This is a genomic window from Amycolatopsis thermoflava N1165, assembly GCF_000473265.1.
Lineage (GTDB): Bacteria > Actinomycetota > Actinomycetes > Mycobacteriales > Pseudonocardiaceae > Amycolatopsis_E > Amycolatopsis_E thermoflava.
Genome location: NZ_KI421511.1, coordinates 4,110,901 through 4,135,740 on the forward strand (window position 1 = coordinate 4,110,901; position 24,840 = coordinate 4,135,740).

Below are 24,840 nucleotides of genomic sequence, written 5' to 3' on the forward strand. Positions count from 1 at the left end.
TGGCGGTGGCGCTTCGCGCCGCTGTTTCGATCCGGCTTGATCAACGCGATGAACAGGTAGACGACCAGGCCCAGCGCCAGCACCCCGCCGACGACGTTGGCCACCACCCCGGCGCCGCTCACAGCTTCTCCAGCCCGCGCAACGTCAGCGCCAGCACCGCGAACACCGCGATCAGCAGCACGGCGTACAGCAGATCCGCCACTTCACACCTTCCAGCACGGGTCACCCGATCGGTGACCGCTCCGGTGACAGCCTGCGCTCGGATGTCCCGTCTCCTCGTCCGGATGACGGCGCCTTGACGCCGCTTCGGCGCGGATTTACGCGTTCTTGAGGTGCGTGTGCAACCGGCCACACTGCGTGAAATCCATCCCGTCAGAGCGGACGAATCGAGCAGACAGTTACCGGTGAGTTGTGTTACCACGGTGTTACGCATAGTTGTACTTGCTAAGCATCGGGAGGGTAGTACGCATGTGCGGCATCACCGGCTGGGTCTCCTTCGAGACCGACCTCACCCAGCGGCGCGAGGTGCTCGACGCCATGACCGGGACCATGGCCTGCCGTGGTCCGGACGACTCCGGGACGTGGATCGCCCCGCACGCCGCCCTCGGCCACCGCCGGCTCGCGATCATCGACCTGCCCGGCGGGCGGCAGCCGATGTCGGTGACCACGCCGGCCGGCGAGGTGGCCATGGTCTACAGCGGTGAGGCCTACAACTTCACCGAGCTGCGCCGCGAACTGGAGGGCAAGGGCCACACCTTCCGCACCGACAGCGACACCGAGGTCGTGCTGCACGGGTACCTGGAGTGGGGCGAGTCCGTCGCCGACCACCTCAACGGCATGTACGCCTTCGCCATCTGGGACGCGCGCGACGAGAAGCTCGTCATGATCCGCGACCGGATGGGCATCAAGCCGTTCTACTACTACCCGACCCGCGACGGCGTGCTGTTCGGGTCCGAGCCGAAGGCGATTCTGGCCAACCCCGCGGCGAAGCGGATCGTGGACGCGGACGGGTTGCGGGAGCTGTTCTCGTTCACCAAGCAGCCCGGCTGGTCGCTGTGGCACGGGATGTCCGAAGTGGAGCCCGGCACGATCGTCCGGGTGGATCGGGACGGCGTGCACACCCGCACCTACTGGAAGCTGGAGGCGCGCGAGCACACCGACGGCCAGGAGACCACGGTCGCGCGTGTGCGCGAGCTGATGACCGACATCGTGCACCGGCAGCTGGTCGCCGACGTGCCACGCTGCGTGCTGCTGTCCGGCGGCCTGGACTCCAGCGCGATCACCGGCCTTGCCGCCGCGCGGCTGCGCGAGGAGGGTGAGCAGCTGCGCACCTTCTCGGTCGACTTCGTGGGGCAGGAGGAGAACTTCAAGCCCGACGAGATGCGCGACACCCCGGACTCGCCGTTCATCCGGGACGTGGCGAAGCTGGTCGGGTCGGCGCACCAGGACGTCGTGCTCGACCCGGCGGCGCTGACCGACCCGGCGGTGCGGCGGGCGGTGCTGACCGCGCGGGACATCCCGGCCGGCTTGGGCGACATGGACACGTCGCTGTACCTGCTGTTCAAGGCCATCCGGACGGAGTCGACGGTGGCGCTGTCCGGCGAGTCGGCCGACGAGGTGTTCGGCGGCTACCGGTGGTTCCACGACGAGACCGCCCGCAACGCCGACACGTTCCCGTGGCTGGCGTTCCGCACCGGCGTCCAGGACGGCGGCAACCTGCTGCGGTCGGACGTGTCGCGGAAGCTGGACCTGGACGGCTACATCGCGGACCAGTACCGCACCGCGCTGGCGCAGGTCGAGCACCTGGACGGCGTTTCCGCGGAGGAGCGCCGGATGCGTGAGGTGTGCCACATGCACCTGACGCGGATGGTGCGAGCGCTGCTGGACCGCAAGGACCGCGCGTCGATGGCGGTGGGCCTGGAGGTGCGGGTGCCGTTCTGCGACCACCGGCTCGTCGAGTACGTCTACAACACGCCCTGGTCCCTGAAAACGTTCGACGGCAGGGAAAAGAGCCTGTTGCGGCACGCGACCAAGCACGTGCTGCCGCAGTCCGTTGTGGACCGGGTGAAGAGCCCGTACCCGTCCACGCAGGACCCCGGGTACGCGGCGGCGTTGCAGCAGCAGGCGAAGGAGGTGCTCGCCACGCCCGGCGACCCGGTGTTCGAACTGGCCTCCCGCGAGTGGGTGACGGACGCAGTGGACCAGGACCCGGCCACGATGACGTCCCAGACACGCCACGGCCTGGACCGGCTGCTCGACCTGCACCACTGGTTCGACATCTACCGGCCGGAGCTGCGAGTCTGAGGATTCCCTGTGAGGTTCGGACATGGGGCACAAGTGGGTATGCGGGAGCGTTGAACAGGTCAGGAGAGGTGAGGAAGATGACCCAAGCATTCACGCAGACCGCTTTCACCAACGCCCGGACGAGCCCGCAGCTCCCGACCCTGCCCACCGGCTGGCCGATCGGGTCCTACGAGTCCTACGAAGAGGCCCAGCGGGCGGTCGACCACCTCGCCGACAACGACTTCCCCGTGGCGGACGTCACGATCGTCGGGGTCGAGCCGATGCTGGTCGAGCGGGTCGCCGGCAAGCTCAGCTGGGGCCGCGTGCTCGGCGGCGCCGCGATGTCGGGCGCCTGGTTCGGTGTCTTCGTCGGCCTGTTGCTGACGCTGTTCACGCCGGGCGCCGGGCTGTTGCCGATCCTGTTCGGTCTGGTCGCCGGTGTCGCGTTCAGCATGGTGTTCGCGGCCATCAGCTACGGCGCCACCCGCGGCAAGCGTGACTTCGTGTCGCAGACGCAGCTGGTCGCGCGCCGCTACGACGTGCTGAGCCAGCCGCGCAACGCCGAGAAGGGCCGCGAGCTGCTGGCGAACCTCGCCGCGCGGACGCACGTGTTCAACTGAGCCACCCCTGACAAGAGCCCCGAGCCCCACCCCCTGGGTTCGGGGCTCTTCCCTGTTCAGGTGCCGCTCGACACGCCCAGTTCCGGGCCGGGGTGTGTCCTCCGGCCCGTGCGCAGCAGGTGCCGCCACCGGTGCACGTCGTGCCGGGCCGGCGCGGTCGTGGTGAGGAAGTCGCGCAGGACGGCCAGGAAACGCTGCGGCTCCGTGTGGTGCGGGAAGTGCCCGGCGCCCTCGAAGATCTCCAGCCTGCTGCCCGGCATCGCGGCGTGGGCGACCAGCGCGTGCGCGCTCGGCACGACGTGGTCCCGCGTCCCCCACACGAGCATCGTCGGGATGCCCTCGGTCAGGTAGCAGCGGTCGAGCATGTTCACCACCTGCCCGCGCCAGTCCACGACCGCGCGCAGTGTGCGCAGGAACGCCTGCCTGCTGGTCGATTCCGCGAGCCGCACGTACTTGCCGACGACGTAGTCGAGGTCCTCCCCCAGCCCGAACCCGCCGCCGGCCTTGAGCACGCTCTGGAAGCGCCGCAACGCTTCCCCCACCGGCAGGGTGCCGACGAGGGGCAGCACCAGCTCGGCGCCCGGCGCGGCCGCGAGCCGCAGCAGCGGGTGCACACCCACGCCGATGCCGCCGGAGCTGACCAGCACCAGACGCTCGCAGCGTTCCGGGAACTGGTAGGCGAACTGCATCGCCACGCCACCGCCGAGCGAGTGGCCGATCACGGTCACCCGGTCGACGTCGAGCGTCGCCAGCAGGTCCCGCATCCCGCACGCGTAGGCGGCCACCGAGTAGTCGGCGCGCGGCTTGTCCGAACCGCCGTGGCCGAGCAGGTCCGGCGCGATCACGGTGTAGTCCCTGGTCAGCGACGCGAGCACGTCCAGCCAGGTGGACGAGTCGTCACCGATGCCGTGGACGAACAGCAACGCGGGGCCGCTGCCCGCCATGCGGTAGGCGCGCCGGTAGCCGTGGATGGTGCGGTGGCGCAGGTCGAACGTGTCCGGGCCGATCCCGGTGAGCGCGGTGTCCGGGGAACGCACCCGGCAAGCCCACCAGTCGGCTGTTACCGCTGTGTTGCCCCCACCGAAAGAGTTTCCGCGAGCCGCGGGACCTGCAACTGCGACCACGGGCTGAACACGAACGGCGTGCGAGTCATGCTCTCCACCAGGTCGGTCCAGGCCGACCAGCGCCACTCGCACACCTCGTCCGGCTCGGGCAGCGGGTCGGCGTCGGCTTCAGCCACCCACACCGGACAGAACTCGTTCTCCACCACGCCGCCCGCGTCTGTCGCCGTGTAGCGGAAGTCCGGCAGCACCTTCCGCAGGCCGGTGACCTCCAGGCCCAGCTCCTGCTTCGCGCGCCGCGCGATGGCCTCCGCCATGTCCTCGCCAGGGCCCGGGTGGCCGCAGAACGAGTTGGTCCAGACACCCGGCCACGTCTTCTTGCCGATGGCGCGCCGGGTCAGCAGCACACGGCCGGCGCGGTCGAAGACGTAACAGGAGAACGCCAGGTGCAGCGGGGTGTGCGCGTCGTGCACCGTGCGCTTCGGCGCTGTGCCGACGGGGTCGAAGCGCTCGTCGAGCAGCACCACGAGTTCTTCCTGGGCCACGTGACCTGCCTTCCGGTGTCAGGAGGAGCGGCGCGGCCGGGGCTGGCAGCGCGGGCAGAAGTAGGACGACCGGTTCATGAACGGCTCGCGGCGGATGGGCGTGCCGCAGCGGCGGCAGGGGCGGTCGCCCTGGCCGTAGACGTTCAGTGAGCGGTCGAAGTAGCCGGACTGGCCGTTGACGTTGACGTACAGCGCGTCGAACGACGTGCCACCGGCCTGGAGGGCCTCGTTCATCACCTCGGTGGCCGCTTCGAGGACGGCCGCGCCCTGGGCGCGGGTGAGCTTCTCGGTGGGGCGGGCCCAGTGCAGCCGGGCGCGCCAGAGGGACTCGTCGGCGTAGATGTTGCCGACCCCGGACACGAGCGTCTGGTCGAGCAGCGCGCGCTTGATCTCAGTGCGGCGGGAGCGCAGGGCCTTGACCGCCTCGGCCGGGTCGAACGCCGGGTCCATCGGGTCGCGGGCGATGTGCGCGATCGGGGCGGGCAGGAGCGTGCCGTCGGAGGTGACGAGGTCGGCCAGAGCGAGGCCGCCGAAGGTGCGCTGGTCGACGAACCGCAGCTCGGGGCCACCGTCGTCGAACCGGATGCGGACGCGCAGGTGCTTCTCGTCGGGGGCGCCCTCGGGCTGCACGAGCATCTGGCCGCTCATGCCCAGGTGGGCGAGGATCGCTTCCTTGTCCGACAGCTCCAGCCACAGGTACTTGCCGCGACGCCGCGCGGCTTCGACGCGCGCCCCGGCGAGCCGGCCGGTGAAGTCCTCGGGGCCCAGCTCGTGACGGCGGATCGCGCGGGGGTGCAGCACCTCGACGCGGGCGATCCCGCGGCCCGCCACGTGGGCCTGCAGCCCGCGGCGCACCACTTCTACTTCGGGAAGCTCCGGCACCACACCACCCTATCCACGACCCCCGACAATTCCCGACGTCCGTCCGGGTCGCACTCCGGCGACGGACAGTGACTTCCGGCGCGTCAGCCACTCGACGCCCGGAAGGGCAAACACACCGGCCGGCACTTCTATGCCCATCCCCGCGCGGCCAGTCGCCCGCTCCCGGTCGCGGGTGGCTACTTCCGGCAGCGAGATGGCCACTCCCGGCGGCGACTTCGCCACCCCGGCGGCCAGTTTTCAGCTCCGGGCAGCAAATCAGCCGCCCGCGCGGCTAGCCTGCCGAAGCGGCTGCCCCAGGGCGTGGCGCGCCAGGCGGCAGGTGCCCGGAAATGACGAAAGCCGGGCCACCGCACCATGGCGGCGACCCGGCTCCCGTTGCGAGAACTACTCGGAGCCCTCGGGCTTCAGCTCCTCCGAGAGGGCACGCCAAGCGGTCTCGGCGGCCTTCTGCTCGGCTTCCTTCTTCGTGGTGCCGTTGCCGTTGCCGAAGTCACGGCCGGCGACCAGCACCGTGGCGCTGAACTCCTTGCGGTGGTCCGGCCCGGTGTCCTCCACCTTGTACTCCGGCACACCCAGCCCGGCCGACGCCGTCAGCTCCTGCAGGCTCGTCTTCCAGTCCAGCCCGGCCCCGCGCAGCGGCGCCTCCGCCAGCAGCGCGTCGAACAGCCGGTGCACCAGCGCGCGGGCCGCATCGATGCCGTGCGCGAGGTACGCCGCACCGATCACGGCCTCCAGACCGTCGGCGAGGATGCTCGCCTTGTCACGGCCACCGGTGAGCTCCTCGCCCTTGCCGAGGAGCAGGTGCGCGCCGAGCCCGCCGGGGCCCAGCCCCCGCGCGACCCCGGCCAGGGCGTGCATGTTGACCACACTGGCCCGCAGCTTCGCGAGCTGCCCCTCCGGCAGCTCGGGGTGCGTGCGGTACAGGTGGTCGGTGACGACCAGACCGAGCACGGCGTCACCGAGGAACTCGAGCCGCTCGTTCGGCGGCAACCCACCGTTCTCGTACGCGTACGAGCGGTGGGTGAGCGCCAGCGTGAGCAGCTCGGCGTCGAGTTCGACGCCGAGCGCTTCGAGCAACGGTTTCGGGTCGGCGGCCGGCCCTCCCGATCTCGACCTGCCCCCCATACTGGTCAGCGACCTCAGGCGGGCTCGACGACCTGACGACCGTCGTACTGGCCGCAGGTCGGGCAGGCCACGTGCTGCGGCTTCGGCTGACGGCAGGCCCGGTTCTGGCAGGGCACCAGCTGCACGGGCGTCGCCTTCCACTGCGCACGACGGTGGCGCGTGTTGGAGCGCGACATCTTCCGCTTCGGGACGGCCACGACTGAATCTCCTCATCCACGGTTCGCTCACGCGGGCGCGAGCGTGCTTACTCAGGTGCTTACGAGCTGATGCCCGTCAGGCTTGCCGGCCGGGCCCGCCGGAGGACGAGTCGTCGAAACGCTCGACCAGCGCGGCCCACCGAGGGTCTATCGTCTCATGCCCGTGTCCGGGCTCGAGATCGGCCCACTTCCCGCCGCAATCGGGGCACAGGCCCTGGCAGTCCTCGCGGCACAGCGGGACCTGCGGCAGCGCCAGCACGACGGCGTCGCGGACCAGCGGTTCGAGGTCGATCCGGTCGTCGACGAGGCGCATGACCTCGTCCTCGTCGGTCGTCTCGTCCGTGGTCGAGTCGGGGTAGGCGAACAGCTCGGTGAGCTCGACCTCGACCTCGTCGTCGATCGGGTCGAGGCAGCGGGAGCAGGCGCCGGTGGTCCGCACCGCGGCGGAGCCGGTGACCAGCACGCCCTCGACCACCGACTCGAGCAGCAGGTCCAGCTCGACCTCGGCGCCCTTCGGCACCACGATCACATCGGGCACGCCCCACTCGACGGCGGTGGGCGCCGTGCGCTGGATGGTCCGGCTCAGGCCGGCACGCCGACCCAGCTCACGGGTGTCGACGATCCACGGGTTGCGGACGTCGGGGGTGTCATTCTGCTGAGACATCGGTCCGTTGAGTAGAGGGGCGGAAGGCAACCCCACCACTCTACGCCTCCACCCGATCAGGCCTGGAAGTCGTACAGGGGTGTGGGGCGCTGGCCGAGGCTGGACGGGGCGCGCAGGTGGTTGCGGCCGGAGTCGACCGTGCGCAGCGTGGTGGACAGCAGCTCGGAGAACTCGGCGAGCTTGCCGTCGACGTAGGCGTCGCAGTCGGCGCGCTGACGGTCGGCCTCGGCGTGGGCCTCGTCCACGATGCGCGCGGATTCGGCGTGCGCGGCCTGCACGACCTCGGTCTGGGACACCAGCCGGGACTGCTCGTGGCGGCCGTCTTCGACGGCGCGCTCGTAGGCGTCGCGGCCGGCCTGCATCATGCGCTCGGCCTCGGCGCGGGCCCGCTCGGTGAGGTTGTGGTACTCGGCCTGGCCCGCGGCGATCATCCGCTCGGCCTCGGCACGCGCGTCGGCCATGACCTGCTCGGCGCGCGCCTGCGCGTCGGCGATCATGCGCTCGGCCTCGGCGGCGGCCTCGGAGGTGACCCGCTCGGCCTCGGCGTTGGCGTCGCCGACCGTCGTCTCGGCCTGGTGGCGCGCCTTGTTGATCAGCTCGTCGCGCTGGTCGAGCACGTCCTGCGCGTCGTCGACCTCGCGGGGCAGCGCGTCGCGCACGTCGTCGAGCAGTTCGAGGACGTCCCCGCGGGGAACCACGCAGCTGGACGTCATCGGCACCCCGCGTGCCTCTTCCACGATCGTGACGAGCTCGTCCAGCGCCTCGAACACCCGGTACACAGCGACTCCCTAGGTGGCCTTTCCCCATCCGGCTTGACCACAAGTCTGCCCGCTTCTCGCGTGAAACGGCGGGAACGCTGCGTTACGGGCGTGTCAGCGACGCGAAGCGTCTCCGTTGAGGGTGGCGGTGGGCGACGGGCGGGCGTGTCAGCGACGCGAAGCGTCTCCGTTGAGCGTCCGCGCGGCTCGGCGTGGCACTCGGGCAGACCACCGGCCCCCCCCCCCCCCCCCCCCCCCCCCGCGACCAGACGTGGATGTGCGGGGCTACCAGGGCACGCCGCTCCCCACCACCTGGTCAGTAGGTGATGACGGCCTTGAAGCGGACCTCGCCGGCGGCTGCCTTCGCGCGGGCCTCCTCCGCGCGCTCCTTGGGGAACGTCTCGATCATGGTCGAGACCTTGCCGCGGGCGACGAAGTCGAGGGCCTCGACCAGGTGCTCGATGGTGTTGTGGGCCGAGCCGATCACCTGGTAGCTGTTCGAGGTCAGCGCGAGCGCGGGCAGGTGCAGCTCGTCCGTCGCGATGCCCATGAGGACCACCTTCCCCCACGGCCGCAGGCCCTCCATCGCCTTGGCGACGGCCCCGTGCGAGCTGTTGGTGTGCAGCAGCACGTCCGCTCCACCGGCCGACTTGAGCGCGGCACCGTCGGCCACGACCTCGTCCGCGCCGAGCTGCCGCGCGAGGTCCTCCTTGTCCGCGCTGTGGGTCAGCGCGGTGACGTGGAAGCCCGCGGCCTTCGCGTACTGGATCGCCAGGTGCCCCAGCCCGCCGATGCCCGACACTGCCACCCGCGCACCGGGCTTGGGCTCGGCCCGGCGCAGGCCGGCCCACACCGTGTAGCCGGCGCAGATGATCGGCGCGGCCTGCTCGTAGGACACCCCGTCGGGAATGAGCACCGTCCCGCCTGCGTCGACCGCGACGTACTCGGCGTGGGCACCATCCACGGTGACGCCGGTCAGTCTCGGGTTGGCGCAGTTCGCCGAGGTGACGAAGCTGTTCGGGTGCTCCTCGTGGCAGAAGTCGCACACCCCGCACATCTTCTGCGACATGAAGACGCCGACCCGGTCACCGACCTTGCGCTTCGTGACACCCTCACCCACGGCGACGACCTCACCGGCAGCCTCGTGTCCCAGCACGAGGGGAAAGTCCCGAAACGCCAACACCCCCTGGGTGATCCATTGGTCGGTTCCGCAGATCCCGCACGCCCGGATCCGCACCAGAACGTCGTCGGGTCCCACCTGCGGCATATCCCGGTCCTGCAGTTCCCACTTGCCCTTCACCTCTGAGACGACGACGGCCTTCATCTGTCCGGTCATGTTTGAACTCCTCGTTGATCAGTGCGGACCGCCCGACGGCGTCTCACCGACCCATCCTCAAGGTCATGGCAGCACGTTCGCGTCGGTGGAAGTCGCCTATGCCGTGTGTCCGTGATCGCCTATGGTGATCGGGGGCTCGGTGGACTCGGACAGGAGCGAATCTGGCGGACAGTGGTTGGCGCTCACCGGAGAATCACGCGACACTCCTCGGCCGGGGCGCCGAGCGCGAGGCGGTCGAGCGGTTGCTAGCCCAGGCCCGGAACGGGCGCAGCGGCGCACTGGTGATCCGCGGCGAAGCCGGCATCGGCAAGACCGCACTGCTGGAGCACGCACGCGACGCCGCGACCGGGTTCCGGGTCGAACGCGCTCTGGGCGTGGAGTCCGAGATCGAGTTCGCCTACGCGGGCCTGCACCAGGTGTGCGCACCGCTGCTCGACTGGCTCCCCGCACTACCCGATCCGCAACGGACCGCGCTCGGCGTCGCATTCGGCCTCCACACCGGCGACCCCCCGGACCGCTTCCTGGTCGGATTGGCCACCCTCAGCCTCCTCGCCGAGACCGCCGAAGAACGACCGCTGCTGTGCCTGGTCGACGACGCGCAGTGGCTCGACAAGGTCTCCGCCCAAACCCTCGCTTTCGTCGCACGACGACTCGACGCCGAACGGGTGGCACTGTTGTTCGCGGTGCGCGGCCCGAACGGTTCCGAGCCCTTCACCGGGCTACCCGAGCTGCGCTTGAGCGGACTCGACGAGACGGACGCGCGGACGCTGCTGGCCCGTGCCGTCCACGCGCCGCTGGACGAGGGGGTCCGCGACCGGATCATCGCCGAAGCGCGCGGCAACCCGCTGGCCCTGCTCGAGCTGCTGCGCGGCGCGGAGCCGGCGGAGCTGGCGGGCGGGTTCGCGCTGCCGGATGCGCTGAGCGTGCCGCGCCGGGTCGAGGAGAGCTTCCGGCGCCGCTCGGGCAGTCTGCCCGCCGACACGCAGGTGCTGCTGCTGGTCGCGGCGGCCGAGCCACTCGGCGATCCGGCGCTGCTGTGGCGCGCGGCCGAGTCGCTGGGAATCAGCGTCGAGGCGGCCGCACCGGCGGAGGCGGCGGAACTGCTGGAGATCGGCACCCGGGTGCGGTTCGCCCATCCGCTGGTCCGCTCTGCCGTGTACCGGGCTGCCACGGCACCTCAGCGCCGTCGCGCGCACTACGCGTTGGCCGCGGCGACCGACGCGCGGACCGACCCCGACCGCCGTGCCTGGCACAGTGCGCAGGCCGTGCCGGGCACGGACGAGACGGTCGCGGTGGAGCTGGAGCGCTCGGCGGACCGGGCACGGGCCCGCGGCGGGTTCGCCGCCGCGGCCGCGTTCCTGGAACGAGCCACCGCGCTGACCCCCGAGCCCCCCGACCGTGCTCGCCGGGCGCTGGCCGCCGCGCACGCCAGGCACGAGGCCGGGGCGCCCGAGGCCGCCTCGGAGCTGCTGGCGGTCGCGGCCGCCGGCCCGTTGGACGCGCTGCAACGCGCCCGGGCCGAGCTGTTGCGCGTGCAGATCGCGTTCGTCCTGACCCGCGGCAACGAGGTGCCCGGGATGCTGGTGGACGCCGCCAAGACGCTCGCCCCGCTGGACGCCGGGCTGGCCCGCGAGACCCATCTCCAGGCACTCGAGGCGGCGCTCATCGCCGGCTCACTCGGTCAGGGCCGCGGGCTGCTGGAGGCGGCCGACTCCGCGCTGGCCGCGCCCGCACCACCGACACCGCCAGGGCTGGTGGATCTCCTGCTCGACGGGCTGGTGACCAGGTACACGCACGGGTACGAGGCGAGCGTGCCCGGCCTGCGTCATGCGCTGGAGGCGCTCCGCGACGATCACCACGCGGTGAGCGCCAGCCGCCGCTGGCTGTGGTTGGCCTGCCGCATCGGGACGATGCTGTGGGACGACGAGGTGGTCCACGTGTTGACCAGCCGCCGCGTCCGCCTTGCTCGCGAAGCCGGCGCACTTGCCATGCTCTCCACGGCGATCAACTTCCAGGCCTCCGTGCTCGTGCTCGCCGGCGAGCTCACCGGGGCCGCCGAGCTGGTCGCGGAGTCCGCCGCGATCACGGAGGCGACCGGGGCCGCACCGCTGCCCCATGCCGAGCTCATGCTCGCCGCCTGGCGCGGCCGGCGGGCCGAGGCCGTCGAGCTGTGCGCGGCCGCGGTCCAGGAGGCGACCGGGCGGGGCGACGGCATGGTGGTGACCCTGGCCCAGTACGCGCTGTCGGTGCTGAACAACGGCCTGGGTGACTACCGCGCCGCGATCGCCGCCGCCGCGGGTCCGTGCGAGTCCGACGAGCTGGTGCACAGCAGTCTGACCCTGCCCGAGCTGGTCGAGGCGTCCGTCCGCGCCCGTGAACCAGCCCGTGCGGCCGACGCGCTGGATCGGCTCAGCTCGCGCGCTCGGGCCAGCGGCACCCGGTGGGCGCTGGGGGTCGAGGCCCGCTCGCGCGCGCTGATGAGCACAGGTCCGACCGCCGAGGAGCTCTACCGCGAGGCGATCCAGCAGCTCGGGGCCTGCCGGATCGTCACCGACCTCGCCCGCGCACATCTGGTCTACGGCGAGTGGCTGCGCCGCGAAGGCCGTCGCCAGGACGCGCGTGCCCAGCTACGCACCGCGCACGAGCTGCTGTCGGGCATGGGCGCGGAGGCCTTCGCCGCGCGGGCCGCCCGCGAGCTGACCGCCACCGGCGAACGGCCACGCAAGCGGGCCGCCCGGCCCGCCGACGCGCTCACCGCCCGCGAGCTGCACATCGCCCGCCTCGTCGCCGCGGGAGCCACCTCCAAGGAGATCGGCGCCCAGCTGTTCCTCAGCCCGCGCACGATCGACGCCCATCTCCGCAACATCTTCCGCAAGCTCGGCATCACCTCCCGCCGTCAGCTCCGGACCATGCGACTCCCCTGAGCAGCGCCGCGGCACGTCGAGGACGCGCCTACCGCACATCCACCAGGTCGAAGCTCGCGTAGTGGTCGCCGGTGTAGAAGTACTCCCCCGCCGAGCCGGTGACGATGCGGCGGGCGCCGCGGTCGTCGCTGCCGGGCGTCTCCACGGTGTACTCGTGGTAGTAGCCGCTCGCGCAGGCGGGCAGCAGCCCTTCGCGGTTCTGGAAGACCGTCCCGTCCTGCTCGTACGGGTACGGGCCGCCCTGCTGGATCAGCTCGTAGGTGTCGGCGGCCTCGGCGGGCAGCGACGACAGCGCGACCACCGTGAAGCCGGAGGTGTCGCCGCACTCGGCCTGCGCGGCGGACAGCGGCGCGGCCGAGGCGGGAGCGGCCGGCCCGAACCCGGTGAACAACGTGAGGACGACCGCGAGCAGCGCACCAGCCACCCGGGATTTCGTGATGTTGGTCATTTTCGGACCGTAGCCCGGACGCGTTACCTGAAGGGGGCCGTCAGGTGAACGCGCCCGAAGTCCCGACGAAAGTCGTCGCCCGATCAGGCGCGTTCGGCGAGTTTCGCGGTGAGCCGTTCGAAGACTACGTCCGGCACCAGGTTCTTCACGTCGCCGCCGTAGGTGGCGACCTCCTTGACCAGCGAGCTGGACACGAAGCCGTAGGCCGGGTTGTTCGACATCAGCAGGGTCTCGACGCCGGAGAGCTCGCGGTTCATCTGCGCCATCTGCAGCTCGTAGTCGAAGTCGCTGACCGAGCGCAGCCCCTTGGCGATCGCCGCGATGTCGTGCTGCCTGCAGTAGTCCACGAGCAGCCCGTGCCACGAATCGACGCGGACGTTGGGCAGGTGCGCGGTGATCTCCCGCAGCATGTCCAGCCGCTCGTCGATGGTGAACATGCCCTTCTTGGACTTGTTGATCATGACCGCGACCACGACCTCGTCGAACAGCTTCGCCGCCCGCTCGATGATGTCGAGGTGGCCGTTGGTCACCGGGTCGTAGGAGCCTGGACACACCGCACGCCGCATGTCGCGGACGCTATCAAGCTCTACCCGCCGTGGCGCGGTGAAGTGACGTACTCCGCCCAGTACAAGGCCGTGTCGCCGTAGCGCGAGGTGCGCACCGGCGCGAACCCGGCGGGCCAGTCCGGTTCGCCGTCACGCAGCGCCCGCTCGACGATCACCAGCCCGTCCTCGGCGATCCACCCGCCGGCGGCCAGCGCGGCCAGCACCGTGCCGATCTTCTCGGCGCCCACCGAATAGGGCGGATCGGCCAGCACGAGGTGGAACGGCTCGTCGGCGGGCTGCGCCAGCACCGTCTCGACCGGACCCGAGCGCACCGAACCGCCCAGCCCGAGCGCGCTCACGTTGGCCTTGAGGACCTGCACTGCGCGACGGTCGGATTCGACGAACACCGCGTCCGCCGCGCCCCGCGAGAGCGCCTCGAGCCCCAGCGCGCCGGAACCGGCGTAGAGGTCCAGCACCCGCGCGTCGGTCAGCTCACCCGCCGCCTCCAGCGCGTTGAACAACGCCTCCCGCACGCGCTCGGACGTCGGCCGCGTGCCCTGCGCCGGCACCTTGAGCCGCCGCCCGCTCGCCGCCCCGGCCACGATCCTCGTCACAGCCCCATCATCGCGCTGTGTTCTGCGCGGTGTTTTGCCCAGGACCCGGTGAACGGCCCGCGGGGCACGCGTAGAGTCAATCTTCCTGTTGCCGGCGAGTGAGCTGTAGGAGCGCTGCGTGTCGGAACCTCGGGTCAGACGGGCCGAGATCGCCATCGAACAACATCACGTGGACCGCGTCTACACCCGGCTCGCCGAACTCCGGGCGCAGGCGGAGGCGATGCGTGCCAAGGGCTACGAGATCGGCCACGGCGCCCAGCGCGAAGCCGTTTTCGAGCAGGCCTCGATGCTGTTCGAGCGGGACATGATGGTCCACCACGCGACCCAGACGCTGCAGACTCTGGACGCCGAGTACGAGGGCCTGGTCTTCGGACGGCTCGACCACACCACCGGGGAGAAGATCTACGTCGGCCGGCTCGGCATCCGCGACGCCGAGTTCGACAACCTCGTGACCGACTGGCGCGCCCCGGCGGCCGCCGCGTTCTACCAGGCCACCGCCGAGGAGCCGATGGACGTGGTGCGCCGCCGCGTCATCCGCTGCTCCGGGCAGACCGTGCTCGACGTGGACGACGACGTGCTGATCCCGGACGCGGTCGGCGACGACATGCAGGTGGTCGGCGAGGGCGCGCTGATGGCCGCGCTCGGCCGGTCGCGCGGCGACAAGATGCGCGACATCGTCGCGACCATCCAGAAGGAACAGGACGAGGTCATCCGGGCGCCGTGGCGCGGTGTCACGGAGATCACCGGCGGCCCCGGCACCGGCAAGACCGCCGTGGCGCTGCACCGCGCCGCCTACCTGCTGTACCGGTACCGCCGCCAGCTCGGCGGAGCCGGGGTGCTGGTGGTCGGCCCGTCCGGGGTCTTCACGAACTACATCTCGCGCGTGCTGCCGTCGATGGGCGAGACGAACGTCGAGCTGCGCGCGCTGGGCGCCGTGCTCGACGGCATCAGCACCGACCGGCAGGACCCGGCGCCGCTCGCCGCGATCAAGGGCTCGCTGCGGATGCGTAAGGTTCTCACGAAGGCGATGCGCGACACCCCGCCGGACGTGCCGGACGAGATGCGGATCGTCTACAAGGGCGAGGTCCTCAAGCTCAACCGCAAGGAGCTGGAGAAGGTCCGCCGCAAGGTGCACGGCCACGGCGGGCCGCCGAACCGCTCGCGCGTGCGGGCGGCCGAGGCGCTGCTGGAGGCGCTGGCCGACCGCGCCGAGGAGAACGCGCGCGCCGACGGCCGCACGATCGAGCGCGCCGAGCTGATCCACGACCTCGGCGAGCGGATCGACTTCCACCGCTTCCTGGTGGTGTGGTGGCCGGTGCTGTACCCGGCCGAGATCCTGCGGTGGCTGGGCGATCCGCGGCGCCTGACGAAGGCCGCGCGGGGCGTGCTGACCCCGGCCGAGGTCGACCTGCTGGCCGCCTCGTTCGCCGACGGCGAGCGCGAGTGGACGGTCGCCGACGTGGCGTTGCTGGACGAGCTGCGCGTGCTGGTCGGCCCGCCGCCGAAGCGCCGCCGCCGGGCGCAGCAGATCGAGCTGGACGCGGCGCCGCCGGAGCGCGGGTCGCAGGGCAAGCCGCACCGGCCGGAGCACTACGACGAGTACTCGCACATCGTGGTCGACGAGTCGCAGGACCTCTCGCCGATGCAGTGGCGGATGGTCGGCAGGCGCGGCAAGTACGCCAGCTGGACGGTGGTCGGCGACCCGGTGCAGAGCTCGTGGCCGGATCCGGAGGAGGCGGCGCAGGCCCGGACGCAGGTGTTCGGCGCGCGCACCCCGGTCCGCCGCTACACGCTGCGCACCAACTACCGGAACTCGGCGGAGATCTTCGACCTGGCCGCCCGCGTGGTCGCCGGGCACGCCGCCGAGGGCGAGCTGCCGCGCGCGGTCCGGACCACCGGGATCGAGCCGGACGTGCGGCTGGTCGAGCGCGGCAACGTGGAGAGCGCGGTGCAGGCGGCGGCGAAGGAGCTGCTGGACGCGGTCGAGGGCACGGTCGGCGTGGTGTGCGCCATGGACCGGGTCGCCGAGGTCGGCGCGTGGGTGCGGGGGCAGGCGGACGAGCGGCTCAAGGTCGTCGGCAGCCTGGACGCCAAGGGCCTGGAGTACGACGCCGTCGTGCTGGTCGAGCCGACCGAGCTGATCACCGAGTCGCTCACCGGGCGGCGCGTGCTCTACGTCGCACTGACCCGGGCGACGCAGCAGCTGACGGTCGTGGCGTCCGACGACGACTGGCTGCCTGCGGAATAAATCACGAAAAAAGCGGCGCCGCGGTTGGCCACCGCCATTTCCCGGGCAATTACCATGCACGGCGAGACCGATCGTCTCTTCGTGGTGTCACGGGACTGTGGATGGAGCACCAAATGGCGGGTTGGGTGCGCGCTGCGCGCCGTACGGCGGCCTCGATCGGCCTCGCCGCGGCGTTGCTCACAACGGCCGTCGCCTGTACGGGCGACGACAACGCGAGCACCGGCGGCGAGGTTTCGGCTGGTCAGGGCGTCATCGGTGAAGCACCGGTGGCCGGCGACGCCGATCTGGCAGCCAGCCCGACGGCGCAGGCCATCAAGGCCCGCGGCACGCTGGTCATCGGCGGCGACGAGAACCTGCCCCTGCTGTCGCAGCGGAATCCGATCACCGGGAGCACCGACGGATTCGACGCGACACTTGGAAAAATGCTCGCGAAATACATCATCGGTCGGCCGAACGTCAACATCGTGACGACCACACCGGAAACCCGGGAAGCGATGTTGAAAACGGGCACGGTGGACGCGGTGATCCGGATCTACACGATCACCGCGGAGCGGGCGCAGCGGGTCGCGTTCGCCGGGCCGTACCTGCTGTCCGGGCAGGCGATCGCCACCCTCAAGGGCACCACCGGCATCGACGACCCCGGTGACCTCAACGGCAAGACCGTCCTCGCGGTCGCCGGGACGACCAGCGTCGCCGCGATCCAGCAGCGCGCGCCCGGCGCGAAGATCACCACGTTCGGCACCGCCGAGGAGTGCGTGCAGGCGCTGGAGCAGGGCAAGGGCGATGCGTACGTGCACGACCTGACCGTGCTGGCCGGCGAGGCGCAACTGGACTCGAAGCTGCAGATCAGCGGGCAGCCGTTCACCAGCGAGCCGTACGGCATCGGCCTGAAGCTCGACGACGACTCGTTCAAGCGGTTCGTCAACGAGTGGCTGCGCAAGATCGAGGCGGCCGGGCTGTGGCAGCGGGCCTGGCAGGAGACGCTGGGCACGGTCGTGACCGGGGGCGTGCCGTCCCCGCCCGCGATCGGCTCGGTCCCCGGCTCGTAGCCGTCACACCCGCATCGGAACCACCACGCAGGTCACCGCCGCGCCCCCGTCCGGCGGGGCGGTGAACACCGTCGGGCGCAGCCCATCCTGGTGCTCGATCCGCACCGTCCGCCCGGCGAACGGCCGCAGCGCGTCGAGCAGGTAGCGTGCCTGGTAGGTGGCGCCCAGCCGGCCGCCGGAGACGCTCGCCTTGACCACCTGCTCCGATTCCCCGCTGTGCGGATCGCTGCTGATCACCCGCAGCTCGCCGTCCCAGCCGGCGAGGGTCACGGTGCCGCGCGGCCCGGCGTAGGGCGAGGCGCGGCGCAGGGCCGCGACGAGCGCCTCGGCGTCCAGCTCGACCGCGCCGGACGGCTGGGCCCGGACGAGCTCGCGCGCCCGCTCGTCCGGGAACGGCACCGCCAGGAGCGCGGTGGCGAACGAGTCCGGCCCCCAGGTGAGGCCCAGCCGGTCGGAATCGGCGCCGAGCCCGACCGACGGCGCCGCCCCGAGCCCGCGCGCCAGAGCGGACAACGCGGCCGCGGGCGCCAGGGCGTCCAGCCGCCCGCCGGTCCAGTCCAGGGTGGCCAGCGCCATCCGGTAGCGGTCGGTGGCCAGCAGGGTCAGCACGTCACCTTCGGTCCACATGCGCACACCGGTGAAGATCGGCAACGCGTCCTCCCGCGACGCAGGGTGGGACCCGCCACCGGACCCGCGACCAGCCGGCGGGGCCGAGACCCTGGGGTGCAGAGAACAGCGCGTGCGAGCCGAAACGTGCGATCCGATGTAGCGTGCGGAGGCGAAGCCCGCCGTTGTAATCGCGTGCCCCTGGGGTCTTTGTTCCCATCGCCGTCCTCGCCGCCTCAACGGCGAGGACGATGCAGCGGCTCCCTGCCGCGCCGGGTGGTGTCTGCTGACCATCGCCGAGGGGTACGACAAAACCGGGAAGAGCCGCGGCCGGGGCCGCGTTGGACGTTGCCGTGAAGCCTCTGTCCGATGTCGCGTTGTCCGTGCTGGACCTGTCCCCCATCCCGAGCGGCGCGGACGCGCGCACCGCGCTCCGCGGATCCGTCGAGCTGGCCCGGCACGCCGAGCGGCTCGGCTACCGCCGGTTCTGGGTGGCCGAGCACCACAACATGCCGGGCGTGGCGAGCTCGGCCACGACCGTCCTGATGAGCCACGTCGCGGCGGCCACCGAGACCATCCGCGTCGGTTCCGGCGGCATCATGCTGCCCAACCACGCGCCGCTCGTGGTGGCCGAGCAGTTCGGGATGCTGGAGGCCTTCCACCCCGGCCGCATCGACCTCGGCATCGGCCGCGCGCCCGGCACCGACCAGCGCACGGCGCTCGCGCTGCGCCGGTCCCCGCAGGCGCTGGGCGCGGACGACTTCCCGCAACAGCTGACCGAGCTGATGGGCTACTTCGACGGCGAGGGCGCGGTGCGCGCGGTGCCGAGGTACAAGCCGCCGGTGTGGCTGCTCGGGTCGAGCGGGTTCAGCGCGCGGCTGGCCGGCTCGCTCGGCTTGCCGTTCGCGTTCGCCCACCACTTCAGCGCCCGCAACACGATCCCGGCGGTCGAGCTGTACCGCGAGTCGTTCCGGCCGTCGGAGGCGCTGTCCGAGCCGTACGTGATGCTCGGCGCGGCGGTGATCTGCGCCGACACCGACGAGCAGGCGCGGTGGCTGGCCGGGCCGAGCGGCCTGCAGTTCCTGCAGCTGCGCCGCGGCAACCCGATCCCGCTGCCCTCACCCGAGGAGGCCGCCGAGTACCCGTACTCGGACATCGACCGGCACTTCGTGGACGAGCGCCTCGGCACGACGATCCACGGCTCGCCGTCGACCGTCCGGAAGGGCCTGGAGACGCTGGTCGCCGACACCGGAGCCGACGAGATCATGATCACGACGATGGTCCACGGCGAGGCCGACCGCCTGCGCTCCTACGAGCTGGTGGCCGGCCTCGCCCGCGACTAGGACAGCCAGGCGGTGCGCACCGGCGGCATCCCGCTGCCGCCGCGTGCCGTCGGCTTCACGGCGAGGACCTGGTTCACCCCGATCGCGCCGCTTTCGAAGCTCAGCGCGCACGCGGCCATGTACAGCCGCCACACGCGGGCCCGTCCGGCGCCGCTCAGGCGAACGGCTTCGTCCCAGTTCGCCTCCAGGTTGGCGACCCACGCGCGCAACGTGCGCCCGTAGTGCTCGCGCAGCGCCTCGACGTCACGCACCTCGAACCCGGCCTCTTCGAGCGCGCCCGCCATCACGCTGACCGGCTCCAGCTCGCCGTCCGGGAAGACGTACCGGTCGATGAACGACGTCTTCTGGTTGCGCGGCGGCACCGCCGGGTGCCGCGAGATGGCATGGTTGAGCAGCCGCCCCTCCGGACGCAGCAACTCGAACAGCGACCTCGCGTACACCGGCAGCATCGACGCGCCCACGTGCTCGGCCATTCCGATGCTGGAGATCGCGTCGAACGGCCCGTCGGACACCTCGCGGTAGTCCTGCACCCGGATCTCCACCAGGTCCGACAGGCCCTCCTCGGCGACCCGCTTGCGCGCGAAATCGGCCTGCGCCTGCGACAGCGTGACGCCGACCGCGTGCGCGCCGTACTCCTTGGCCGCGTGGATCACGAACGTGCCCCAGCCGCAGCCGACGTCGAGCACCCGCATGCCTTCGCGCAGCCCGAGCTTGCGCGCGACCAGGTCGACCTTCGCTGTCTGCGCCTCCTCCAGTGTGGTCTCCGGCTTCGCCCACACCGCGCACGAGTACGTCATCGACGGCCCGAGCACCAGTGCGTAGAAGTCGTTGCCCACGTCGTAGTGGTGCGAGATGGCGGCCGCGTCGCGACGGCGGGAGTGCATGCGCCCGGCGAGCTTGATCTCCTCGGGCGGCGGCTTCGGCGGGAACCCGACGATGCCCAGCTTCAGCGCCGCCTTCGCCAGATCGCGCCGCAGCGACCACGTCAGGTCCACGTCGAAGTCGACGTCGTAGACCAGGTCGTGCAGCCGTTCCAGGGCTGCCACGAACGGCCCCTCGACGTCGAGCTCACCCGCGACGTGCGCCCGTGCGACGCCCAGCTCGTTGGGCGCCCACAGCAGCCGGCGCAGCGCCCGGCGGTGCCTGATGTGCAGGACCGGCGCGTCCGGCGGGCCGGTTTCACTGCCGTCCCAGCAACGAATCCGGATGGGGACAACCTGGCCGAGCGCCGTGTGCAGGAGTTCACCAACGGCGCCGGCGACTCCGCCTGCGCTACCCACGAACCTCATTCAAGCACGCGCCGCGCGAAATCGCTTGTATTAGCGAAGTAATTCACCAATGGTGTGCAGCACGGGTGCCAGAATCGCCAGTTCCTCCCGTTTGCCGGAAACGCATTCGGTGACGCCCGCGCCCACGACCTCGAACTCCGCGAGCGCACGCAGCCCGTCGACGAGCTGCATCACGCTCATCCCATCGGGCTCCGGGTAGTCCATTCCGGCGAACTCGGACGGGTCCAGCACGTCGAGATCAACATGCACGTACAGCCGTTCGATACCGGCATCGCGGACTTCGGCGACAATCCGCGACGGTTCTCCCGGAACCAGCCGGACCCGGCCCGCCTCGATTTCGTCCCGTTCCGCCGGATCGAAAGCCCGGGCGCCGACGAGCACCGCACGGCCCGGCTCCACCGCGGGCGCGGCCGCGAACGCCGGGTCGCCGTCGCCCAGCAGAGACCGCAGAACCATGCCATGGAAGGCGCCCGACGGTGAACTCGCCGGGGTGTTGAGGTCGGCGTGCGCGTCGAACCACAGCACGCCGAACCGCTCACCGTGCCGGGCGCGGGCGGCGGCGACCGGCACCAGGTCGGCCGCGCAGTCCCCGCCGACGGTGAGCACCGGGCCGTCCGCCAGCGCCTCGGCGTGCCGCTTCTTGTTGTCCAGCAACGCTTCCCGGTTCGCGATCCCGTCCGCGACGGGCGCTCCGCCCGCCGCCAGCGGGACCTCGCGCACCGGCACGTCGAGCACCTCCGCCGCGAACGCGGAAAGGGCCCGGCACCCCGCGGGCAGATCGCCCGCCCGGGGTGTCCGGGCCCCTTGCCACTGCGGCACCGCTTGGATCAGCACGGCGCCGACCCTAACGACGGCACGGATGCCGCCGCACGCGGTTTTACTCCAGCACGATCAGCAGGTCGCCGCCCTCGACCTGCTGGACCGAGTTGATCGCCAGCCGGGCGACCTTCCCGGACTCGGACGCGGTGATCGCGGCCTCCATCTTCATCGCCTCGATGGTCGCCACCGTGGCGCCCGCGGCGACCTCGTCGCCCTCGGCCACCGACAGCGTGACCACGCCCGCGAACGGCGCGGCGACCTGCTTCGGGTCGGACTTGTCGGCCTTCTCCGCGGCGGGCAGGTCCGCGGCCACCGATCGGTCGCGCACCTGGATCGGGCGCAGCTGGCCGTTCAGCGTGGCCATCACGGTCCGCATGCCACGCTCGTCGGCCTCGCCGACCGCCTCCAGCTCGAACAGCAGCCGCACGCCCGGCTCCAGGTCGACGGCGTACTCCTCGCCCGGGCGCAGACCGTAGAAGAAGTCCTTGCTGGGCAGCACGCTGGTGTCGCCGTAGGCGCGGCGGTGCTCCTCGAACTCCTTGGTGGGCCCGGGGAACAGCAGGCGGTTCAGCGTCGCGCGGCGGTCCTTCGCCAGCCCCTCGCGGTCCTCGGCGGACAGCTCCGCGACCGGCTTCGGCTCGGCGCGGCCCTCCAGCGCCTTGGTGCGGAACGGCTCCGGCCAGCCGCCGGGCGGGTCGCCCAGCTCGCCGCGCAGGAACCCGATCACCGAGTCCGGGATGTCGTAGCGGTTCGGCTCGGCCTCGAACTTCTCCGGCTCCACACCCGCGCCGACCAGGTGCAGCGCGAGGTCGCCGACCACCTTGGACGACGGCGTGACCTTGACCAGGTGGCCCAGGATCTTGTCGGCCGCCGCGTACATCGCCTCGATCTCCTCGAAGCGGTCGCCCAGGCCCAGCGCCTTGGCCTGCGTGCGCAGGTTGGACAGCTGGCCGCCGGGAATCTCGTGGTCGTACACGCGACCGGTCGGCGAGGCCAGGCCCGCCTCGAACGGCGCGTAGATCTTGCGCACGATCTCCCAGTACGGCTCCAGATCGCCGACCGCGCGCAGGCTCAGCCCGGACGGCCGTGCCGAGTGGTCGGTGGCCGCGACGATCGCCGACAGCGACGGCTGCGAGGTCGTTCCGGCCATCGACGCGACCGCGCCGTCGACCGCGTCGGCACCCGCGGCGATCGCCGCCAGGTAGGTGCCCAGCTGACCGCCCGCGGTGTCGTGGGTGTGGATGTGCACCGGGAGGTCGAACTCCTTGCGCAGCGCGGAAACCAGCTTCTCCGCGGCAGGCGCGCGCAGCAGGCCGGCCATGTCCTTGATCGCCAGCACGTGCGCCCCGGCGCCGACGATCTGCTCGGCCAGCTTGAGGTAGTAGTCCAGCGTGTACAGCTTCTCGCCGGGGTCGGACAGGTCCGAGGTGTAGCAGAGCGCGACCTCGGCGACGGCCTTCCCGGTCTCCCGCACGGCCTCGATGGCCGGGCGCATCTGCTCGACGTCGTTGAGGGCGTCGAAGATGCGGAAGATGTCGATGCCGGTGTTGGTGGCCTCCTCGACGAAGGCGTTGGTCACCTCGGTCGGGTACGGCGTGTAGCCGACGGTGTTGCGGCCGCGCAGCAGCATCTGCAGGCAGATGTTCGGCACCGCTTCACGCAGCTGCGCCAGCCGCTCCCACGGGTCCTCGGCGAGGAACCGCAGCGCGACGTCGTAGGTCGCGCCGCCCCAGCACTCCAGCGACAGCAGCTGCGGCAGGGTGTGCGCCACGACCGGCGCGACGGCCAGCAGGTCCTTGGTGCGCACGCGGGTCGCGAGCAGCGACTGGTGCGCGTCGCGGAACGTCGTGTCCGTGACACCCAGCGTCGGCGACTCACGTAGCCAGCGGGCGAAACCCTCCGGGCCCAGCTCGGTGAGCTTCTGCTTCGACCCGGCGGCAGGCTCGCCCGAGGGCAGCGACGGCAGTTTCGTGGTCGGGTCGATCAGCCGCGGACGCTCGCCGTGCGGCTTGTTGACCGTGACGTCGGCGAGGTAGGTCAGCAGGCGCGTGCCGCGGTCGGCCGAGTGCCGCGCGGTGAGCAGGTGCGGGCGCTCCTCGATGAACGAGGTGGTGACGCGCCCGGCCGCGAAGTCCGGGTCGTCGAGCACGGCCTGCAGGAACGGGATGTTCGTGGAGACCCCGCGGATGCGGAACTCGGCGAGGGCACGGCGGGCACGGCCCACCGCGGTCTTGAAGTCGCGGCCGCGGCAGGTGAGCTTCACCAGCATCGAGTCGAAGTGCGCGCTGATCTCGGTGCCCGCGAACGCGGTGCCGCCGTCGAGGCGGATGCCGGAGCCGCCGGGCGAGCGGTAGGCGCTGATCATGCCGGTGTCCGGGCGGAACCCGTTGGCCGGGTCCTCGGTGGTGATGCGGCACTGCATCGCCGCGCCGCGCAGGTAGACCTTCTCCTGCGACAGGCCGAGGTCCGCCAGCGTCTCGCCGGCGGCGATGCGCAGCTGCGACTGCACCAGGTCTACGTCGGTGACCTCCTCGGTCACCGTGTGCTCGACCTGGATGCGCGGGTTCATCTCGATGAAGACGTGGTTGCCGTCCCGGTCGAGCAGGAACTCGACGGTGCCCGCGTTGCGGTAGCCGATCTTGCGGGCGAACGCGACGGCGTCGTTGCAGATGCGGTCGCGCAGCTCGGGGTCGAGGTTCGGCGCCGGCGCCAGCTCGATGACCTTCTGGTGCCGCCGCTGCACCGAGCAGTCGCGCTCGAAGAGGTGGATGACGTTGCCCGCGCCGTCGGCGAGGATCTGGACCTCGATGTGCCGCGGGTCGACGACGGCCTTTTCGAGGAACACGGTGGGGTCGCCGAAGGCCGATTCGGCCTCGCGCATCGCGGCCTCGACCGACTCGCGCAGGTGGGCGGGGTCGTTGACCCGGCGCATCCCGCGGCCGCCACCACCGGCGACGGCCTTCACGAACACGGGGAACCCGATCTCCTCGGCGGCCGCGGTCAGCTCGTCGATGTCCGTCGACGGCTGGGACGAGCCGAGCACCGGCACGCCGGCGTCGCGGGCGGCCGCGACCGCACGCGCCTTGTTACCCGTCAGTTCCAGGATTTCCGCGCTCGGGCCGACGAAGGTGATGCCGGCGTCCTCGCACGCGCGCGCGAGATCGGGGTTCTCGGACAGGAATCCGTAACCGGGGTAGACCGCGTCCGCGCCGGCTTTCCGCGCGGCCCCGACGATCTCCTCGACGTCGAGGTAGGCGCGGACCGGGTGTCCCGGCTCGCCGATCTCGTAGGCTTCGTCGGCCTTCAGACGGTGCAGCGAGTTGCGGTCCTCGTGGGGGAACACCGCCACTGTGCCCGCGCCCAGCTCGTAGCCCGCGCGGAACGCCCGGATGGCGATCTCCCCGCGGTTGGCGACCAGCACCTTGCGAAACATGCCCGGTCCTTCCCTGTTCACGGATCGGTAGTGCTGTGACGTTACCTTGCC

The 24,840-nt window shown here is 71.5% G+C and carries 21 protein-coding genes and 1 pseudogene; 6 read left to right on the top strand and 16 right to left on the bottom strand.

The window, feature by feature from the left end:
• Nucleotides 1–26: 26 nt before the first annotated feature.
• A pseudogene (gene kdpF, locus AMYTH_RS50390) lies at nucleotides 27–122 on the bottom strand (K(+)-transporting ATPase subunit F); the annotation flags it as partial.
• 346 nt (nucleotides 123–468) lie between these two features.
• On the opposite strand from kdpF, the gene asnB reads away from it, so the two are divergent.
• Complete coding sequence (gene asnB / locus AMYTH_RS0120260) at nucleotides 469–2,304, top strand: asparagine synthase (glutamine-hydrolyzing) (RefSeq protein ID WP_027931853.1); 1,836 nt, start codon at nucleotides 469–471, stop codon at nucleotides 2,302–2,304.
• Between the two features lie 77 nt (nucleotides 2,305–2,381).
• Nucleotides 2,382–2,903 carry a general stress protein gene (locus tag AMYTH_RS0120265; protein WP_027931854.1) on the top strand — a complete coding sequence of 174 codons (522 nt, stop codon included), beginning with the start codon at nucleotides 2,382–2,384 and terminating at the stop codon, nucleotides 2,901–2,903.
• Between the two features lie 56 nt (nucleotides 2,904–2,959).
• Here the strand turns inward: AMYTH_RS0120265 and AMYTH_RS0120270 are convergent, their stop codons facing one another.
• The 8 genes from AMYTH_RS0120270 to AMYTH_RS0120305 all read right to left on the bottom strand — a co-directional run bounded on the left by AMYTH_RS0120270 (nucleotide 2,960) and on the right by AMYTH_RS0120305 (nucleotide 9,471).
• A complete protein-coding gene (locus AMYTH_RS0120270; RefSeq protein WP_027931855.1) occupies nucleotides 2,960–3,940 on the bottom strand; it encodes an alpha/beta fold hydrolase in 981 nt (326 codons plus the stop codon).
• 23 nt (nucleotides 3,941–3,963) lie between these two features.
• Nucleotides 3,964–4,509, bottom strand: coding sequence for an isopentenyl-diphosphate Delta-isomerase (gene idi / locus AMYTH_RS0120275; RefSeq protein ID WP_027931856.1), 546 nt, complete (start codon nucleotides 4,507–4,509; stop codon nucleotides 3,964–3,966).
• Between the two features lie 18 nt (nucleotides 4,510–4,527).
• Entirely contained in the window at nucleotides 4,528–5,391 is an 864-nt protein-coding gene (gene mutM, locus AMYTH_RS0120280; protein ID WP_027931857.1) for a bifunctional DNA-formamidopyrimidine glycosylase/DNA-(apurinic or apyrimidinic site) lyase, read from the bottom strand.
• 384 nt (nucleotides 5,392–5,775) lie between these two features.
• The gene (gene rnc, locus AMYTH_RS0120285; RefSeq protein ID WP_084022636.1) at nucleotides 5,776–6,516 is read right to left on the bottom strand and encodes a ribonuclease III; all 741 of its coding nucleotides are present in this window, start codon (nucleotides 6,514–6,516) and stop codon (nucleotides 5,776–5,778) included.
• A 14-nt stretch (nucleotides 6,517–6,530) separates the two neighbouring features.
• Nucleotides 6,531–6,713, bottom strand: a complete 183-nt coding sequence (gene rpmF / locus AMYTH_RS0120290; RefSeq protein WP_017987516.1) for a 50S ribosomal protein L32 — start codon at nucleotides 6,711–6,713, stop codon at nucleotides 6,531–6,533.
• Nucleotides 6,714–6,789: 76 nt separating this feature from the next.
• Entirely contained in the window at nucleotides 6,790–7,377 is a 588-nt protein-coding gene (locus AMYTH_RS0120295) for a YceD family protein (RefSeq protein WP_027931859.1), read from the bottom strand.
• A gap of 56 nt (nucleotides 7,378–7,433) precedes the next feature.
• Nucleotides 7,434–8,156 carry an SPFH domain-containing protein gene (locus tag AMYTH_RS0120300; protein ID WP_027931860.1) on the bottom strand — a complete coding sequence of 241 codons (723 nt, stop codon included), beginning with the start codon at nucleotides 8,154–8,156 and terminating at the stop codon, nucleotides 7,434–7,436.
• 295 nt (nucleotides 8,157–8,451) lie between these two features.
• Nucleotides 8,452–9,471, bottom strand: coding sequence for an alcohol dehydrogenase catalytic domain-containing protein (locus tag AMYTH_RS0120305; RefSeq protein WP_209440779.1), 1,020 nt, complete (start codon nucleotides 9,469–9,471; stop codon nucleotides 8,452–8,454).
• Nucleotides 9,472–9,632: 161 nt separating this feature from the next.
• On the opposite strand from AMYTH_RS0120305, the gene AMYTH_RS0120310 reads away from it, so the two are divergent.
• Complete coding sequence (locus tag AMYTH_RS0120310; protein ID WP_027931862.1) at nucleotides 9,633–12,395, top strand: helix-turn-helix transcriptional regulator; 2,763 nt, start codon at nucleotides 9,633–9,635, stop codon at nucleotides 12,393–12,395.
• Between the two features lie 28 nt (nucleotides 12,396–12,423).
• Here AMYTH_RS0120310 and AMYTH_RS0120315 read toward each other — a convergent pair whose 3' ends face one another.
• From AMYTH_RS0120315 to rsmD, 3 genes are all read right to left on the bottom strand, one after another.
• The gene (locus AMYTH_RS0120315) at nucleotides 12,424–12,843 is read right to left on the bottom strand and encodes a guanyl-specific ribonuclease (protein WP_027931863.1); all 420 of its coding nucleotides are present in this window, start codon (nucleotides 12,841–12,843) and stop codon (nucleotides 12,424–12,426) included.
• 83 nt (nucleotides 12,844–12,926) lie between these two features.
• Nucleotides 12,927–13,409, bottom strand: a complete 483-nt coding sequence (gene coaD, locus AMYTH_RS0120320) for a pantetheine-phosphate adenylyltransferase (protein WP_027931864.1) — start codon at nucleotides 13,407–13,409, stop codon at nucleotides 12,927–12,929.
• A gap of 20 nt (nucleotides 13,410–13,429) precedes the next feature.
• Nucleotides 13,430–14,002 carry a 16S rRNA (guanine(966)-N(2))-methyltransferase RsmD gene (gene rsmD / locus AMYTH_RS0120325; protein WP_027931865.1) on the bottom strand — a complete coding sequence of 191 codons (573 nt, stop codon included), beginning with the start codon at nucleotides 14,000–14,002 and terminating at the stop codon, nucleotides 13,430–13,432.
• Between the two features lie 118 nt (nucleotides 14,003–14,120).
• Here rsmD and AMYTH_RS0120330 point away from each other — a divergent pair, with 118 nt between their 5' ends.
• Nucleotides 14,121–16,250, top strand: coding sequence for a HelD family protein (locus tag AMYTH_RS0120330; protein ID WP_027931866.1), 2,130 nt, complete (start codon nucleotides 14,121–14,123; stop codon nucleotides 16,248–16,250).
• Nucleotides 16,251–16,363: 113 nt separating this feature from the next.
• Entirely contained in the window at nucleotides 16,364–17,299 is a 936-nt protein-coding gene (locus AMYTH_RS0120335) for a glutamate ABC transporter substrate-binding protein (RefSeq protein WP_037322620.1), read from the top strand.
• Nucleotides 17,300–17,302: 3 nt separating this feature from the next.
• On the opposite strand, the gene AMYTH_RS45350 is transcribed toward AMYTH_RS0120335, so the two are convergent.
• Nucleotides 17,303–18,199 (bottom strand): DNA polymerase III subunit beta, encoded by an 897-nt coding sequence (locus tag AMYTH_RS45350; protein ID WP_084022637.1) that lies wholly within the window; start codon nucleotides 18,197–18,199, stop codon nucleotides 17,303–17,305.
• A 59-nt stretch (nucleotides 18,200–18,258) separates the two neighbouring features.
• Here AMYTH_RS45350 and AMYTH_RS0120345 point away from each other — a divergent pair, with 59 nt between their 5' ends.
• The gene (locus AMYTH_RS0120345) at nucleotides 18,259–19,248 is read left to right on the top strand and encodes an LLM class flavin-dependent oxidoreductase (RefSeq protein ID WP_027931868.1); all 990 of its coding nucleotides are present in this window, start codon (nucleotides 18,259–18,261) and stop codon (nucleotides 19,246–19,248) included.
• Here the strand turns inward: AMYTH_RS0120345 and AMYTH_RS0120350 are convergent.
• Genes AMYTH_RS0120350 through AMYTH_RS0120360 form a run of 3 tightly spaced genes read right to left on the bottom strand, consistent with a single transcriptional unit; the run spans nucleotide 19,245 to nucleotide 24,789 of the window.
• Nucleotides 19,245–20,528, bottom strand: coding sequence for an SAM-dependent methyltransferase (locus AMYTH_RS0120350; RefSeq protein WP_027931869.1), 1,284 nt, complete (start codon nucleotides 20,526–20,528; stop codon nucleotides 19,245–19,247). The genes AMYTH_RS0120345 and AMYTH_RS0120350 overlap by 4 nt on opposite strands.
• 39 nt (nucleotides 20,529–20,567) lie before the next feature.
• Nucleotides 20,568–21,371 carry an arginase family protein gene (locus tag AMYTH_RS0120355; RefSeq protein ID WP_027931870.1) on the bottom strand — a complete coding sequence of 268 codons (804 nt, stop codon included), beginning with the start codon at nucleotides 21,369–21,371 and terminating at the stop codon, nucleotides 20,568–20,570.
• A gap of 43 nt (nucleotides 21,372–21,414) precedes the next feature.
• Entirely contained in the window at nucleotides 21,415–24,789 is a 3,375-nt protein-coding gene (locus tag AMYTH_RS0120360) for a pyruvate carboxylase (RefSeq protein ID WP_027931871.1), read from the bottom strand.
• Nucleotides 24,790–24,840: the final 51 nt, after the last annotated feature.